At 56.7% G+C, this 15,546-nt stretch carries 12 protein-coding genes and 1 tRNA gene; 1 reads left to right on the plus strand and 12 read right to left on the minus strand.

Going from position 1 to position 15,546, the window contains the following annotated elements:
* Positions 1-43 precede the first annotated feature (43 nt).
* From G1C95_RS03440 to G1C95_RS03475, 8 genes are all read right to left on the minus strand, one after another.
* Positions 44-556: a GNAT family N-acetyltransferase gene (locus G1C95_RS03440; protein ID WP_205832695.1), complete on the minus strand. Its 513-nt coding sequence runs from the start codon at positions 554-556 to the stop codon at positions 44-46.
* 103 nt (positions 557-659) lie between these two features.
* Complete coding sequence (locus tag G1C95_RS03445) at positions 660-1,028, minus strand: SdpI family protein (RefSeq protein WP_169171570.1); 369 nt, start codon at positions 1,026-1,028, stop codon at positions 660-662.
* Positions 1,029-1,178: 150 nt separating this feature from the next.
* On the minus strand, positions 1,179-3,299 hold the full coding sequence (gene glgX / locus G1C95_RS03450) for a glycogen debranching protein GlgX (protein ID WP_169171836.1): 2,121 nt from the start codon (positions 3,297-3,299) through the stop codon (positions 1,179-1,181).
* 73 nt (positions 3,300-3,372) lie between these two features.
* Positions 3,373-4,050, minus strand: a complete 678-nt coding sequence (locus G1C95_RS03455; protein ID WP_169171571.1) for an NUDIX hydrolase — start codon at positions 4,048-4,050, stop codon at positions 3,373-3,375.
* A 178-nt stretch (positions 4,051-4,228) separates the two neighbouring features.
* Entirely contained in the window at positions 4,229-5,140 is a 912-nt protein-coding gene (locus G1C95_RS03460) for a Nif3-like dinuclear metal center hexameric protein (protein ID WP_169171572.1), read from the minus strand.
* A gap of 25 nt (positions 5,141-5,165) precedes the next feature.
* Entirely contained in the window at positions 5,166-8,021 is a 2,856-nt protein-coding gene (polA, locus tag G1C95_RS03465) for a DNA polymerase I (protein ID WP_169171573.1), read from the minus strand.
* Between the two features lie 21 nt (positions 8,022-8,042).
* Positions 8,043-8,828, minus strand: a complete 786-nt coding sequence (locus G1C95_RS03470; RefSeq protein ID WP_169171574.1) for an ANTAR domain-containing response regulator — start codon at positions 8,826-8,828, stop codon at positions 8,043-8,045.
* Positions 8,829-8,919: 91 nt separating this feature from the next.
* Positions 8,920-8,993, minus strand: a tRNA-Leu gene (locus G1C95_RS03475).
* Between the two features lie 239 nt (positions 8,994-9,232).
* On the opposite strand from G1C95_RS03475, the gene G1C95_RS03480 reads away from it, so the two are divergent.
* On the plus strand, positions 9,233-9,832 hold the full coding sequence (locus G1C95_RS03480) for an NUDIX domain-containing protein (protein WP_169171575.1): 600 nt from the start codon (positions 9,233-9,235) through the stop codon (positions 9,830-9,832).
* 148 nt (positions 9,833-9,980) lie between these two features.
* On the opposite strand, the gene pyk is transcribed toward G1C95_RS03480, so the two are convergent.
* The 4 genes from pyk to coaE form a co-directional block, all read right to left on the minus strand.
* Complete coding sequence (gene pyk, locus G1C95_RS03485; RefSeq protein WP_169171576.1) at positions 9,981-11,429, minus strand: pyruvate kinase; 1,449 nt, start codon at positions 11,427-11,429, stop codon at positions 9,981-9,983.
* Between the two features lie 166 nt (positions 11,430-11,595).
* Positions 11,596-12,582 carry a TerC family protein gene (locus tag G1C95_RS03490; RefSeq protein ID WP_169171577.1) on the minus strand — a complete coding sequence of 329 codons (987 nt, stop codon included), beginning with the start codon at positions 12,580-12,582 and terminating at the stop codon, positions 11,596-11,598.
* Positions 12,583-12,650: 68 nt separating this feature from the next.
* Positions 12,651-14,762: an excinuclease ABC subunit UvrB gene (gene uvrB / locus G1C95_RS03495; protein ID WP_169171578.1), complete on the minus strand. Its 2,112-nt coding sequence runs from the start codon at positions 14,760-14,762 to the stop codon at positions 12,651-12,653.
* A 95-nt stretch (positions 14,763-14,857) separates the two neighbouring features.
* Positions 14,858-15,463, minus strand: a complete 606-nt coding sequence (gene coaE / locus G1C95_RS03500; RefSeq protein WP_169171579.1) for a dephospho-CoA kinase — start codon at positions 15,461-15,463, stop codon at positions 14,858-14,860.
* Positions 15,464-15,546: the final 83 nt, after the last annotated feature.

Raw genomic sequence — 15,546 nt, forward strand, 5'->3', positions numbered from 1 at the left:
TGCTTATCCGCTGGCCGTATTGTGTATTCCGCACCACTCGATGTCAATGGGTATTGGGCTTGACCATGACATAGTTCGTTAGAGCGATACCATGCCGGATCACCTGTTGACATGCGGTGACGCCATAGCCACGACGCTCAAAGAAACCTTTGGCCGTGATTGAGGCATGCGTGACGAAACATCGAGCATCGTTGCACCCAAGTTCCAAACGATCGCACAGCATGGTGGCTATCCCCTGGTGCTGATGATCCGCCGACACGTACAGACGATCAAGGTACCCATCAGCTGCCATGTCGGCAAACCCCACAATTTCACCGTCGCGTTCTGCCACCACTGAATCATGCCCGCGAAATGACAGATCCCAAGTTTTAGCATCAACATGTGCAGGTGCCCAAGCATCAAGCTGTTCCGAAGAATAATCGGCGGCATTAACCACATGCACCGTCTTATAGAACAACTGAACAATTGTTTCGCAATCAGCGGACTCATAGTCGCGTATCGTCGCCAAATGCCCCATATCATTACGCCTTTCCACCACAGCATGGTAAAACAGCATGGCGAAACTGCTCTGATGCTTATAGAAAACACCTCGCCAAGCTAACGGGATGACATCGTTTGGAGTGCACGGTTAGATTTCAGTTGTAGAGCACTTTGGGCAGTTAGCGACTCATTTGATGTTTTGCGTCTTGATTGGCTATTGCAACGCCTATGAGCGTAACCACGAGCATGACTGCGACAGTGACGATGGCCACCACGCCCGCCGAAGCGTTCGTCTCGTTGATACTGCCATTCAGGAAACCGCCAATAATAATCGTCATGCCGAGAATGGCAAAGGCAATTGCGTCAACTAGGAAGATCCACGCGTATTTCTGGTGTATACGCGTCCACATCACTTCCGAAGACATCACCCACCGTGTTTTGATACCAATAGAATTCTGAAACGGCAACGTTCCTGATTGTGCAGCGCGATATACCCATGCAAACACCCCAACCATCGCCACACTAATCACAAAATCTGCAATTAACATATGTCCAATTATATATATAGGCCAACAATAACGGGTCTTCTGCGGACTGGCCTGCAATGTTCATGGGGATCCCTCGACTTCACTCGGGATGACGGGAAAGTTATGCTCGGGATAAAGAGAAGCCCCGCCGGACAGGCGGGGCGAAATCAATCAGTCATCCTGTGAATGGACGTTCTTTTTGTCGCTCATCAGCATGAGGAAGCTGCGCGACTGGGCGGTGATCATGAAGCCCGCCTCATAGTTCAGCTCCGGACCGGTGGGGTTATGGGTGTCGACTACCAGCCGCCATTTGCGCCCATAATGCTCATCGGGCAAGGTGAACATGATGGGCTCGTAGTGGGCGTTGAAGATCAGGATGAAATCGTTGTCGACCATCCGGTTGCCATACCAGTCGGTTTCGGGAATATCCGAACCATTGAGGTAAATCATCATGGAGAAGGCATGCGTGTTCTGCCAGTCGTCCATATCCATGATGGAGCCGGTGTGGTCGAACCATTCGACCTGCGGAATCATGTTGGTGTCATCGCCCGGTTCACGGCCGGTGAAGAAACGACGACGATGCAGCACCGGATGTTCAAGACGCAGGTGGATGAGCTTGGAGACGAAGGCAAGCATCTCCTTCTTCGGCTTGTCGAGATTCCAGTCAGTCCAAGAAATCTCATTATCCTGACAGTAGGCGTTGTTATTACCCTGCTGGCTGCGAGCCACTTCGTCACCGCCGCAGATCATCGGAATGCCCTGGCTAAGCAGCAACGTGGAGAACATGTTGCGCATCTGACGGGCACGCAGGTCGTTGACGTCGCGAATGTTGGTGGGCCCTTCAACACCACAATTCCACGAACGATTGTTGTTTTCACCGTCGCGGTTGCCTTCGTCATTGGCCTCATTGTGCTTGTTGTTGTAGCTGACCAAATCGTTCATGGTAAAGCCGTCATGCGCGGTGATGAAGTTCACCGAAGCGACCGGTCGGCGGCCGTTGACCTGATAGAGGTCGGAGCTACCCATCAGACGCGAGGCGAATTCGGGCAGCGTGGAGGGCTGCGAGCGCCAGAAGTCACGTACGGTGTCGCGATAGCGACCATTCCATTCGGACCAACTGGAGGGGAAGCCACCCACTTGGTAGCCGCCGGAACCCAAATCCCAGGGTTCGGCGATGAGCTTGACGCGGGAGATGACCGGATCCTGTTCGACGATGTCGAAGAAGGCGGAGAGCTTGTCAACCTCTTGGAACTGACGTGCAAGGGTCGCCGCCAGATCGAAGCGGAAGCCATCGACGTGCATTTCGGTGACCCAGTATCGCAGGGAGTCGGTGATGAGCTGCAGGGCATGCGGAGAGCGCATAAGCAGTGAGTTGCCGGTGCCGGTGGTGTCAAAGTAATGACGCTCGTCGCCATCAACCAAGCGGTAGTAAGCCTGATTGTCAATGCCTTTGAAGCTCAGGGTGGGTCCCATATGGTTGCCTTCGGCGGTGTGGTTGTACACCACGTCAAGAATCACTTCCATGCCGGCGCGATGGTAGGCCTTAACCATGGACTTGAATTCGTTGACTTGTTCGCCGCGCTGGCCGGAGCTTGAATAGGCGTTGTGCGGGGCAAAGAAGCCGATGGTGTTGTAACCCCAATAGTTCGACAGGCCCTTTTCCTGCAGGAAGGAGTCGTTGACGAACTGGTGGATGGGCATGAGTTCGATGGCCGTGACGCCGAGTTTTTTCAGGTATTCAATAACCGATGGATAGGCAAGACCTGCATAGGTACCGCGAATATCCGGCGGCACGTCCTGGTTGAGGTTGGTCATGCCGCGCACATGGGCTTCGTAGATTACCGAATCATGGTAGGGAATGTTGGGGTGTTGATCGTTGCCCCAATCGAAGTAGGGGTTGATGACGGCGGATTTCATGGTGTGCTCAACCGAGTCGAGGTCGTTCATCCGTCCGTCGTCGTCCGGCGACGAGAACCAGTAGGAGAACAGGCTTTCGTCGCCGTCGATGTTGCCTTCGATGGCTTTGGCATAAGGGTCAAGCAACAGTTTGTTGGGATTGCAGCGCAGGCCGCGTGACGGGTTATAGGGGCCGTAAACGCGGTAGCCGTAACGTTGTCCTGGCTGCAAGCCGGGGATGTAGTTATGCCACACATAGGAGTTCTGTTCGGTCATTTCAATGCGCGTTTCAACATCATTGTCGTCGAATAAACACAGTTCGACTTTCTGCGCGACTTGGGAGAACAGTGCGAAATTCACGCCGGCACCATCGTAGTTGGCACCCAGCGGGTACATTGATCCGGGTCTGATCTGCATGATTCCAGTATCCCACTTTCTTTAAATGCACGTGTTGTGAGCACGGTGAATGTCAGGCGAACAATGTCGGTTTGTTGTCGTCATCGGCATGTTGGGCAATAAGTCGACGTAACGCCTCATGCTGCACGGCGAGCATGGAATTGGATGAGGTGATGTGCAGCGCCGTCAAATCGCTCCACGTAATCCAAGCGGATTCGACGTGCTCGTCGGCGTCGAAGTGTCGCTCTGTTTGTGTGAATGATCCTAGATGGAGCACCATGATGTGCGCCAGTTCGTCACTCATGCCTTCGGATGAGTAGAAGTCACCTACATGGTCGATGCCCATGGCGTTACGATCGGGCACCACGCCGGTTTCTTCAGCAAGTTCACGCAGTGCGGCGTCAAGAACGCTTTCGCCCTCGTCCATCAATCCCGCAGGTAAGCCATAGGCAAACAGGTCGCTGCCGGCGCGATATTCCCGTTCGATGAGGTATCGGTCGCACGACATGTCATGCACCAGCATCACCACGCAGGGCGCATGACGCAGGATTTGGCGACGGATGGTATGCTCGGCCCCCTGCCTGTCTTTCAGTGCGATAACCGCATCATCAACCTGAAACACAGCACCGGTGTATACGGTTTCGCTGGAGACCTGGCGCGCTGGCACATCCATATCGATGCCATCGCAGCTGGCGTTGAGCTTGCGGTCGATTCTGCGTTCAAACGCATCAGGGTCATTGCGTAGCGGCATGATCCTCCTTACCGGTTGATGTGGTTCTACTGTACCCATATACCGTATCGAACGGGTATCGAACGGGTTTGTTCATCTGTGCATTTTCTGCAACGATGGTGTACGTAGCTCCGCTCAGTACAACCGAACAACGTCCGACAACACCACGGACAGAGCAGAGAGCCCAGTGCAGATCGGCTTACTGCGTAATGGACATCACCCACGGGTCGGTGGTGTCATGCAACCAGGTAACTTCGGGCCGCTCCCCCGTCGCCCGCTCCACAGCCTCAGGCACATCCTCGATCGCATAGTTGAACCACATCGATTCAATGGCGGCATGCGGTGTATTGATGAGGAACGGCCGCACCTGGCCGTCGCCTGCACTCCCCTGTCCAAGCGCAATGCCTTGAGCGCGCATACGCGCCTCGTACCGGGCCTGTTCGATGGCATCTGTGGCCGGATGATGGCGCAGATCACTGGTCACATACACGTCCACGCCAGCGGCGCGCACCTCATCGAACAACGAATCACCTGATCCAGGCAGTACCGCCACCGAACTCACCAAAGTATCCAGCTCCCCGCATACCTGAATGCCTTGGGCGGTCACCATACCGTAGTCGTTGACTTGGGTAAACACACGACGCGCGAAATCCCCCAAGCGCATCGGCTCAGGCAGCACGCCGATACGCCCCAGTCCAACAGGACCGGGAGCGTTTGGATCGTCAATGGGCACCAACGGGTGCTGATCGACCAGTCCGAACAAATCGGCAGCGGCTTGCCCTACGCCGCGCACGGATGCATCGGCGTTGGTATGCCCCACCCACAGGGCGCACCGGTTCTGATTAAGTCTGCGCACGATATCGCCGCGGAAGCCCAGTCCAGATACCTCATGTACCGCACGGAACAGCAGCGGATGATGGGTGACCAGCAGATCCGCGCCGGCTTCGATGGCTTTGTCGATGATGGCCGACGTGGGATCAGCGGCGAACACAATGCGACGCACGGGAGCACTCAAATCGCCCACGATCAATCCGGGCTCATCCCAATGCTCCGCATATCGCAGCGGATACAACGTTTCCAGCACATCCACGACAGCTTTGAGATTGGGCATCGGCGTTCCTTTTCGTCAATCCTGGTTAATGGGCGGCGAGCTGCCAGTCGGAGCCGATGCCGCAGGACACATCCAACGGCACAGCCAGATCGACCGCATGCTCCATGGCGTTGGTGATCAGGTCGGTGACCTGTTCGCTTTCTCCTGGTGCGATTTCCACCACGAGTTCGTCGTGGATTTGCAGAATGATGCGGCTGTTCACACCCGCCTCCCGCAGGGCCTGATCCGCTCGAATCATCGCGATTTTCATGATGTCGGCAGCCGATCCCTGAATCGGCGCGTTCAATGCCGCGCGCTCCGCAGCCTCCCTGGCCGCACGGTTCGGCGAGTGCAGTGCCGGGAAGTAGCGGCGACGTCCAAACAATGTTTCGGTGTAGCCGTTGTTACGCGCATCGGATACCAGCGATTCCAGATAGTCATGCACCTTGCCGAAGGTGTCGAAATAGCGATTCTTCAACGCTTCAGCCTCACGCGGGGTGATCCTGAGCTGTTGGGCGAGGCCATAAGCACTCAGACCATAAGCCAAACCGTAGCTCATGGCTTTCACATGGCTGCGCTGGTCGCCGGTGATTTGATCCACCGGCAGTTTGTAGACCATGGAGGCCACATATTTGTGGAAGTCGGCACCTGATTTGAATGCTTCGATCAGTGCTTCATCACCCGACAGATCCGCCATGATGCGCAATTCGACCTGCGAATAATCACAGCTCATCAACGCCTCGTAGCCTTCGCCCGGCACAAACACACTGCGAATCTCACGGCCTGCAGCATTACGGTTGGGAATGTTCTGCAGATTCGGATCCACCGAACTCAAACGGCCCGTAGCGGCCACGGTCTGTTCGAAGGTGGTGTGGATACGTTCGTCGTTTTTGTTGGTCGCTTCGATCAACGTGGCCACAATCTGCTTGAGCTTGTTGGTTTCCCGGTGCCGCAACAGCGCCCCGAGGAAATTGTTGGCGCGTTCGTTGTCCACCGATTTGACGTACAGATCCTGCAAGGCCGTGGCGTTGGTGGTGTAGGAACCGGATTTGGTGCGTTTGGTGGGCTTCAGACCCATATCCTCGAACAGAACCTGTTGCAGCTGTTTGGGGCTTTGCAGGTTAAGCTCGTGGCCGGCGGCGTCGAACGCCACTTGTTGTGCCTGGTTGGCGTCTGCGGAGAACTGATCGCGCAAAGCGATCAGACGCATCGTGTCTACCTTGGCACCGGCATGTTCCATGGCATACAGTGTGCGAGAGACGGGCAGTTCGATCGCACGCATCAGCCAGTACTGCTCTCGCTCGTCGATTACCGCTCCGATTGTGGTGGCAAGCTCGCCGATGATCGCCAGATCACGCGCGCGGCGCTCGTTTGGATCCTCTTCGGTTTGCTCATCATCAAAGTCGAGTGTGCCTTGACTGGGCTGTTGCGCTTCGTCGATATGCAAGTCAAGGAAGTGTTCGGCAGCGTGGTTCAACGAATCGGCATGGAAATCAGGCTGATCCAGATATCCGGCGAGCTTGGTGTCGAACATCGGCACGGCCATATCGAGGCCCGCCGCGCCCAGCAGGTGCAAGAGCTCTTTGTATCCGTGAACGATGGCATGCTCATGCTCGCGGTTCAGGAAAGCAGCCAGTGCTGCCGTAAGTTCCTCAGCAATTGGAGTGGTAATCACGGCCGCATGATTCGCCGTGGCAATGGCAAGAGCCTCGCAACTAGCTCGGCCGGGACGACTGTCGCCCCATGCTGCCACACGCCAGCCGGCGCGCACAGCCTGGCCGCAGGTAATATGTCGACTCTTTTCATCAGAGGCATCCGATTGAGCAACGGAAATCTCTTCGGCGATGTGAGCTTCCGCACTATGTTCGGCAACCCATGCTTTGAATTGCGCCGCCGTGTCGATATTGGTGGTTTCGGGAAGATGCAGACCGGCGGAATCATGTTCCGCGTCATTGTCATCCGTTTTTCCGGCATCTGAGGCTCGTACTGAGTTAGAGGGCTTGACCCCTCCATTGAAAGTCTTGAGCACACGGGTTTTGGTGCGTGGGCCGAATTCGAGTTCCTTGAACAATTCGTCCACATCGGCGACGTTCAGCGTGCCGAAGGTCAGATCCTCGATATTCACGCCAAGATCCACGTCACGCACCAGCGCGTTGACCTTACGGTTCAGGCGCACCTGGTCAATGCTGGCGCGCAGTGCCTCGCCCTTTTTGCCGCCGATTTCGTCGGCGTGCTCGATAATGCCCTCAAGGGAGCCGAATTGGTTGATCCATTTGGCGGCGAATCCGTCGCCCACCCCAGGCACACCGGGGATATTGTCCGCCGTTTCTCCGCGAAGAGCAGCCAAATCAGGGTATTGCGCCGCGGTCACCTTGTATTTGTCAACCACGGCTTCTGGGGTCATATGCTTGAGTTCTTTGAAATGATGCCCCGGATACAGCACGGTGATCCGGTCATCAATCAGTTGGAAGGCATCGCGGTCTCCCGACAGCACCAGCGCACGATAGCCGGCCTGCTCACCCATCGTGGCAAGGGTGGCGATAATGTCATCGCCCTCATACCCCTGCTTTTCGATGTAGGTGACACCCAGCGCCTTAAGCATGCGTTGAATCAGAGGCAACTGAGTCAGAAGCTCCTCTGGTGCAGCTTCACGGGTGCCCTTATATTGGGGCAACATCTGGTTGCGGAACGTGCCACCCTTCATATCGAAGGCGACAGCCAGATGACTGGGTTGTTCCTGATCGATGACTTGGGCGAGCATGGTGGCAAAGCCCCATACCGCGTTGGTGGCCTGCCCGGACGCAGTGCTGAAATTCTCGACGGGCAGGGCAAAAAAGGCGCGGAAAGCCAACGAGTGGCCATCCACCACGAGAATCGTCTCGTCGGTGGATTCAATCGTCATAGTGGTAAACCTGTCTGCAGTTTAGCGCTCGTCGGCGTCGGACGGCTTCGGATCGCCATACTTTGCGATGATGGCCAGTGCCAAACGCTTCTTGGGAATGCGCTGATCCATGGACGTCTTCTGAATCCAACGGAAGGCACCCTGTTCGGAGAAATCAGCCTTATCCATCAGCAGGCCCTTGGCACGATCGACAAGCTTGCGCTCCTCCAGCGTGTCCTCGGCCTTCTTGAGCTTCTCCTCGGCCGCCTTAAGCTGAGCTTCGGCTTCCTTCAGCTTACGCTCGCCTCGCTCCACATTGTCCAGTAGATCATTGATCTCAGCGAAACGACCCATCGCTACTTCCAGCGCAGGCAGCAGCTTGGACTCCTCATACGGCTTGGTGACATAGGCCATGGCACCAGCACCGGTGGCCTTGCGCACCAAGTCAGTCTGGGAGAAAGCGGTAAGCATTACCACGGGGGCGATGTTTTCGTCGCAGATGATGCCGGCGGCAGCAATGCCGTCCATACGCGGCATCTTGACATCCATGCACACCACATCCGGGCGATACTTACGGGTCAGCTCGACCGCTTCCTCACCATTAGCCGCCTGGCCGACAACCTCATAGCCGTTGTCTTCCAGCATGGCAACCAAATCCATGCGGTTCACGGCCTCGTCTTCGGCCACCACCACCGTGTGCGGAGCATCAGCCGGTCGTTCCTCATGAGCAACAGGTTCGCTTTCGCCAGCAGCTGCCTTGAGCTCTTCGTCGGTCAACACCTCATCGACGCTCATCATCGGTTCCTCGGACTTCTTCCTTGCAGCCATGCCAACCTCTTTTCATCGAAAACCTTGTATCTGCCCCACAAAACATATCTGCCCGACACCGTTGCCGGTCATCGGGCAGATATTGCGTGCGTGCCCTCGGTGGGACTCGAACCCACACTGCGCAGATTTTGAGGCTGCTTCCTCTACCAATTGGGATACGAGGGCGTTCCCGGCACTCTTGGTGAGTTTAGCATAGATGTTCGACGTGTATGAACAAGACACGCATATTCATGCCACTATCTTGTTCGTCCTTGTTCGTCATGATGGCTTTTCGGCAGAATACTGCGCATGCAATCCGGCAGATACATGCGATTGGATAGCTTGACCAGTGTGTTGTCCCCCAGCTGGCAAGCGCAATCGGCTTACAATGAGGCTGGTTTCGTCCTTTATCCCAAGGAGGCATGATGAGTAACGAAACATACCGGGCGTTCGATCCGTGGCGCCCGTCTCCGGTTAAGGAAATCTCTCGCAAGCAGATTGTCGAATCACATTATTTCAACGTTGATCATGTCACGTTCGAGTCCAACCAGATCGGTTCGTTCGAACGCTACTTCATTCATGAAAACAATGGTGAGACCGTGGCTGTGATCGCTGTTACCGACGATGGCATGATTCCACTGGTCGAACAGTACCGCATCGCCAACCATCGTTGGACATTGGAGATTCCTGCGGGCCACGCCAACAACCCATCCGAGCGCCCGGCTGATGTGGCCAAGCGTAAGTTGGCCGAAGAAGCTGGATTCGACGCAGCCAAGCTCGCCCAGTTCACCCGTTTTCTCAATACGCCGGGGTATTCAACCCAGCATACTTCGCTGTTCTATGCGACAGGACTTACTCCGGCAACTCGTCAGGAGATTGGCCCGGAAACGCCGCGTTCCGATGTGCGTATGGTCAGCATCGAGGATGCCTATCAGATGGTGGTGAATGGAACGATTGTCGATGCTAAGTCCGTCATCGCCATTCTGCGCCTGTATTCCGGCAGCTTGGATCATGTGAACGACTAACTGTTGCTATCTGCCTGAGTTTGACTGACTGTAGTTGATCTGGGCAGACAAGCATATAAACGGCTGAATAACATAATTCCCCCATCCGGCGTTGAAATCCGGATGGGGGAATTATGTTATGCGCTAACTGTTAGCGTGTAAACGCGAATCAGTCGCAAGCGCCGACGGTGTGCACGTAGATAGAATCAGTGCTTCCAGCCTTGTGCTCGCCCTGAGCGGAGGACAGAATCACGATCTTGTCGCCGTCGGAGACCTTGCCGGTTTCCTTCAGCACCTTGTCGGTGAAGATCATGAGATCCTTGCGGGACTTGTCGTGGTAGTCCTCAGACACCAGCACCGGCTCGGTGCCCCAGGAGAGGTTCAGCCAGTGGTAAGTGTGCTCGTTGTTGGTGATGCCGTAGATCGGGGCGGCCGGACGCTCACGGGAGACGCGGTGCACGGTGGCGCCGGTCTGGGTGTAGGCCACGATGGCCTTGGCGTTGAGCTTGTCGGCCAGATCAACGGCGGCAGAGGACACAGCACCAGTGGAGGACATGTCGAGGTTCTTCATCTCCGGGATGCGGTCGAAGCCATGATCGGTGGCATATTCAGAGATGCGAGCCATGGTGTCCACGGTCACGTCCGGGTACTTGCCCACGGCGGTCTCGTTGGAGGTCATGGTGGCGTCGGCACCGTCGAGCACGGCGTTGGCGCAGTCGGAGGCCTCAGCGCGGGTCGGGACCGGGTTGTTCACCATGGAGCCGAGCACTTCGGTGGCCACGATGACGGGCTTGGCGTACTGACGGGAGAGCTCGATGATGCGCTTGGTAGCCAGCGGCACCTCTTCGAGCGGGCACTCAACGGCCATGTCGCCACGGGCAGCCATCAGGCCGTCGAAGGCCTTGACGATGTCCTCGAGGTTGTCCAGAGCCTGCGGCTTCTCGATCTTGGCGACGACCGGCACGCGGCGGCCTTCTTCGTCCATGATCTCGTGGGCGCGATCGATATCGGTGGCGTAACGTACGAAGGACATGGCGATGATGTCAGCGCCGGTGCGGATGCCCCAACGCAGATCCTCTTCGTCCTTCTCGCTCAGGGCGGGGGTGCTCACGGCAACGCCCGGCAGGTTGATGCCCTTGTGAGAGGACACGGGACCGGCGACGATGACCTTGGTGTACACGTCATTGCCCTCGACCTTGGTGACCTCAAGACGGACCTTACCGTCGTCGATCAGGATCGGATCGCCAGCGTGGCAGTCGCCCGGCAGACCCTTGAAGGAAGTGGAAACCTTGTGCTCATCGCCGACGATGTCGTCGGTGGTGATGATGAACTCCTGGCCTTCCTCGAGGAACACCTTGTCGGTGCCATCGACGCAGTCAGCTTCCTTCACCCAGCCGGTGCGGATCTTCGGGCCCTGAAGATCAACGAGAACGGCGACGTTCTTGCCGAGGTTCTTGGCGGCGGTGCGAATGTTCTTGTAGCACTCTTCGTGCTCTTCGAAGGTACCGTGGGAGCGGTTGATACGAGCAACGTTCATGCCCGCCTCAATCAGCTTGGTGACGTTCTCCAGCGAGTTGCTCGCGGGACCGAGGGTATCAACGATCTTGGCTTTGCGCATTAGTGCCTGCCTTATCTTTCCTATTGACCGACGACCGGATGGCCGTCAGATTCCACGACACAGTCTACAGATGTTTTGCCAGCTTAGCTACTCAGCATGCCGGCGTGTTGTGAGCGCTCACATTGTTGTGGCCACAAGGATTTACCATCCTTGTGGCCTTGCATTTTCAGGCCTTTTCGACGCTTTGCTGGCCCTTCATCTTAATCACGGAGGCAATCGCCGCTCCGCCAATCGCCACAACAATCACCGCCAGCGACAGCCAAGTGGGCACCTCAGGCACCCAGTGCACGCCTTCGCCGCCGTTGATGAACGGCAGAGTGTTACCGTGCAGTGCCTCCATAATGAGCTTGATGCCGATGAAGCCGAGCACCACGGACAGGCCAACCGGCAGATACACAAGCTTGTCAAGCAAGGCACCAAGCAGGAAGTACAGCTGCTGCAGGCCAAGCAGGGCGAACACGTTGGAGGTAAACACCAGGAACGGATCCTTGGTCAGACCGAAGATGGCGGGAATCGAATCGAAGGCAAACATCACGTCGGTGGTGCCGATGGTCAGGAACACAATCAGCATCGGGGTCCAGTAGCGCACGCCGTTCTTGGTGGTCCGCAGCTTCTCACCGTCGTAATCGTCGGTGATTTTGATGACCTTGCGCAGAGCGCGAATCAAACCGTTTTCGTGGTATTCCTCATCATCGTCGCCGCCGGTGATGAGCTTAACCGCAGTGACGATAAGGAAGGCACCGAAGATGAAGAACACCCAGGTGAAGCGTGAAATCAGCGCGGCACCGATTAGGATGAACAGGCCACGGAAGATCAAGGCGATGGTGATACCGACGGACAGCACATATTTCTGCAGCTGCTTGGGCACCGCGAAGTTCGACATGATGATCACGAACACGAACAGGTTGTCGATCGACAGCGAATATTCGGTCAGCCAGCCGGAATAGAACTCGATGGCGGGCTTGGATCCGGCGAAGAACCAGATACAGCCGCCGAAGATCAGCGCCATCACCACGAAGAAGGCGATGTGCTGCACGCACTCCTTGGTGGAGGGCACATGCGGTCGACGTCCGATGATGAACAAATCGACCACAAAGAATAAAGCGAGCACCACGAAGGTGACAATTTCAAATGCAAGAGGGGTTTCAGCCATGATTCCCTACCCTAATGGATATATATGACGGCCAATATTTCACCGTCTAAGAGCAACACCCCTCCGCGCTATTTTTCTGCCTCGGTCATCTGCCGCAGTTCCTTCTTCAAGTCGCGAATCTCATCGCGCAGACGCGCGGCGAGCTCGAATTGGAGCTGTTCTGCAGCAGTGTGCATCTGCTCGCTCAACTGGCGAATCAGACCAGCCAGATCCTGGGCGGGCAGACCGGCCTTCAGGATTTCTTCATGGCGCTTGTCCGCCTCTTGCGGATCCAAGCTGGGCACGCCAAGATGCGTATTGCCGGCCTTGCCAGCGTTGCGGTAACCGCCCTCCAACAGGGTGGCAGTATCCACGTCCTCCTTGGCGAGCATGTCGTTGACGTCACTGATTTTTTTGATCAGCGGCTTGGGATCGATGCCGTGCTCCTTGTTGTAGGCGATCTGCTTGGCGCGGCGACGATCTGTCTCGTCGATGGCTTTGCGCATCGCATCGGTGACCTCGTCGGCATACATGATCACGGTGCCGTCCACGTTGCGGGCCGCACGGCCGATGGTCTGAATCAGCGAACGATAAGAGCGCAGGAAACCTTCCTTGTCGGCATCGAGAATCGCCACCAAACTCACTTCGGGCAAATCCAGGCCCTCACGCAGCAGGTTGATGCCCACTATCACGTCGATTTTGCCTTCGCGCAGCATGCGCAGCAATTCGACGCGCCGCAGCGTATCAACATCGGAGTGCAGGTATTCGACCTTGATACCGCGCTCCAGCAGGTAGGCGGTCAGATCCTCGGCCATCTTCTTGGTCAGTGTGGTTACCAGCGCGCGTTCGCCCTTGGCTACACGAGCCTTGATTTCGCCCAGCAGGTCGTCGATCTGGCCTTCGACCGGGCGCACGTCGATGGCGGGATCCACCAGACCGGTGGGTCGGATGATTTGTTCGACCACCCCGTCGCTTAATCCCAGCTCATAGTCGCCGGGGGTGGCGGACAGGTAGACGGTCTGGCCTACGCGATCGAGGAACTCTGGCCATTTGAGCGGACGGTTGTCCATTGCGGAGGGCAAGCGGAAACCATGTTCGACCAGCGTGCGCTTACGCGAGGCGTCGCCTTCGTACATTGCGCCGATCTGCGGCACAGTGACATGCGATTCGTCGATAACCAGCAGGAAGTCGTCGGGGAAGAAGTCAAGCAGCGTATGCGGCGGGGTGCCGGCGGCGCGTCCGTCGAAATGCCGCGAATAGTTCTCCACGCCGGAACACACGCCCACCTGGGTGAGCATTTCCAAATCGTAGGTGGTGCGCATGGTCAGACGCTGGGCTTCCAGCTCCTTGCCTTGCTTTTTCAATTCGGCGACACGCTCGTCCAACTCCTCGCGGATGGTGGTCAGCGCCCGTTCCATACGTTCGGGGCCTGCCACATAATGCGAAGCGGGGAAAATATGCACCTGGCTCTCATGGTTGATCACATCGCCAGTCAGCGGATGCAGCGTGGAGATGCGATCGATTTCGTCGCCGAAGAATTCGATGCGCACGGCCAGTTCCTCGTATACGGGGATGATTTCGACCGTGTCGCCGCGTACACGGAAGGTGCCGCGGGTAAAAGCGATGTCATTGCGCTTGTATTGCATCGCGACGAACTGACGCAACAGGTCATCGCGGTTGATTTCCTGGCCTTCCTTCAGCAGCAGCATGCGCCCGGCGTATTCCTCGGGCGTGCCCAAGCCGTAGATGCACGACACTGTGGCCACAACCACGCAGTCGCGACGGGTCAGCAGGTTTGCGGTCGCGGCATGACGCAGGCGCTCCACATCATCGTTGATGTTCGAGTCCTTTTCGATATAGGTATCGGTCTGCGGAATATACGCTTCGGGTTGGTAGTAGTCGTAGTAAGATACGAAATAGCTCACCGCATTATCGGGCATGAGTTCGCGGAATTCGGCGCACAGCTGGGCGGCAAGCGTTTTGTTCGGCTCGATAATCAGGGTCGGGCGCTGGAGTTTTTCGATCAGCCATGCGGTGGTGGCCGTTTTGCCAGTGCCGGTGGCACCCATCAACACCACATCGTTCTCGCCGTTGTTGATGCGTTCAGCAAGTTCCGCGATGGCGGCCGGCTGATCGCCGCTCGGCTTATAGGGCGACTTGACGACGAACGGCTTGTTCGTACGCTCGATGTTGAATCCCATGCGTTCCTCTTTCATACCCTGATATGCCGATGCATTTGACCAGTCTAATGTCTCCTGCGATTATGCTTGCGGCATGAAAATCTCAAGAAACATCGTCATACCGACCACTGGTTGTACAGGTCTTCGATAAGTTTCCGTGTATGTTCCACGGGTTGCGATGTATCGATGACGATGTCGGCGATTGCCTCGCGTTCGGTTTGGCTGGATTGGTTACGGATGCGGTCTTCGGCCTGTTCACGGGTCATGCCGCGCTCAACGATCATACGGCGGATGCGCTCTTCTATCGGCGCCTCAACAGTGATGATGTGGTCGAAGGTAAACGGGATTTCGCCTTTGGACAGCACTTCGGCCAGCAATGGCACATCATGCACGATAATGCGTGCTTCAGGATGCGCGGCTTCGATGCGTGCGGCTTCACGGTAGATCAGCGGGTGTTCGATGGCATCCAAGCGTTCGCGCGCTCCCGGTTGCGCGGCATGCCCGAATACATGTTCGGCAATCCATGCCCGATCCAATGTGCCATCGTCATGTAATGCCTGGGACCCGAATGCTTCGGCGATACGGGGCAGTGCCGCTCCCCCGGGCTCCACTACGAGTCGGGCCAATGCGTCGTAGTCGATGTGCAGCGCGCCCAATGCGCGCAATCGTGCGGCCGCTGTGCTTTTGCCGGCTGCGATGCCGCCGGTCAACCCTATTCTCATCACCCTACGTATTATCCTCCCCTGGGGAACTGTTAAGCGAATATGCAAAACCCGGCCCCGCATGAAACGGGTACCGGGTTTTG

The sequence above is a fragment of the Bifidobacterium oedipodis genome, assembly GCF_012932425.1.
GTDB lineage: Bacteria > Actinomycetota > Actinomycetes > Actinomycetales > Bifidobacteriaceae > Bifidobacterium > Bifidobacterium oedipodis.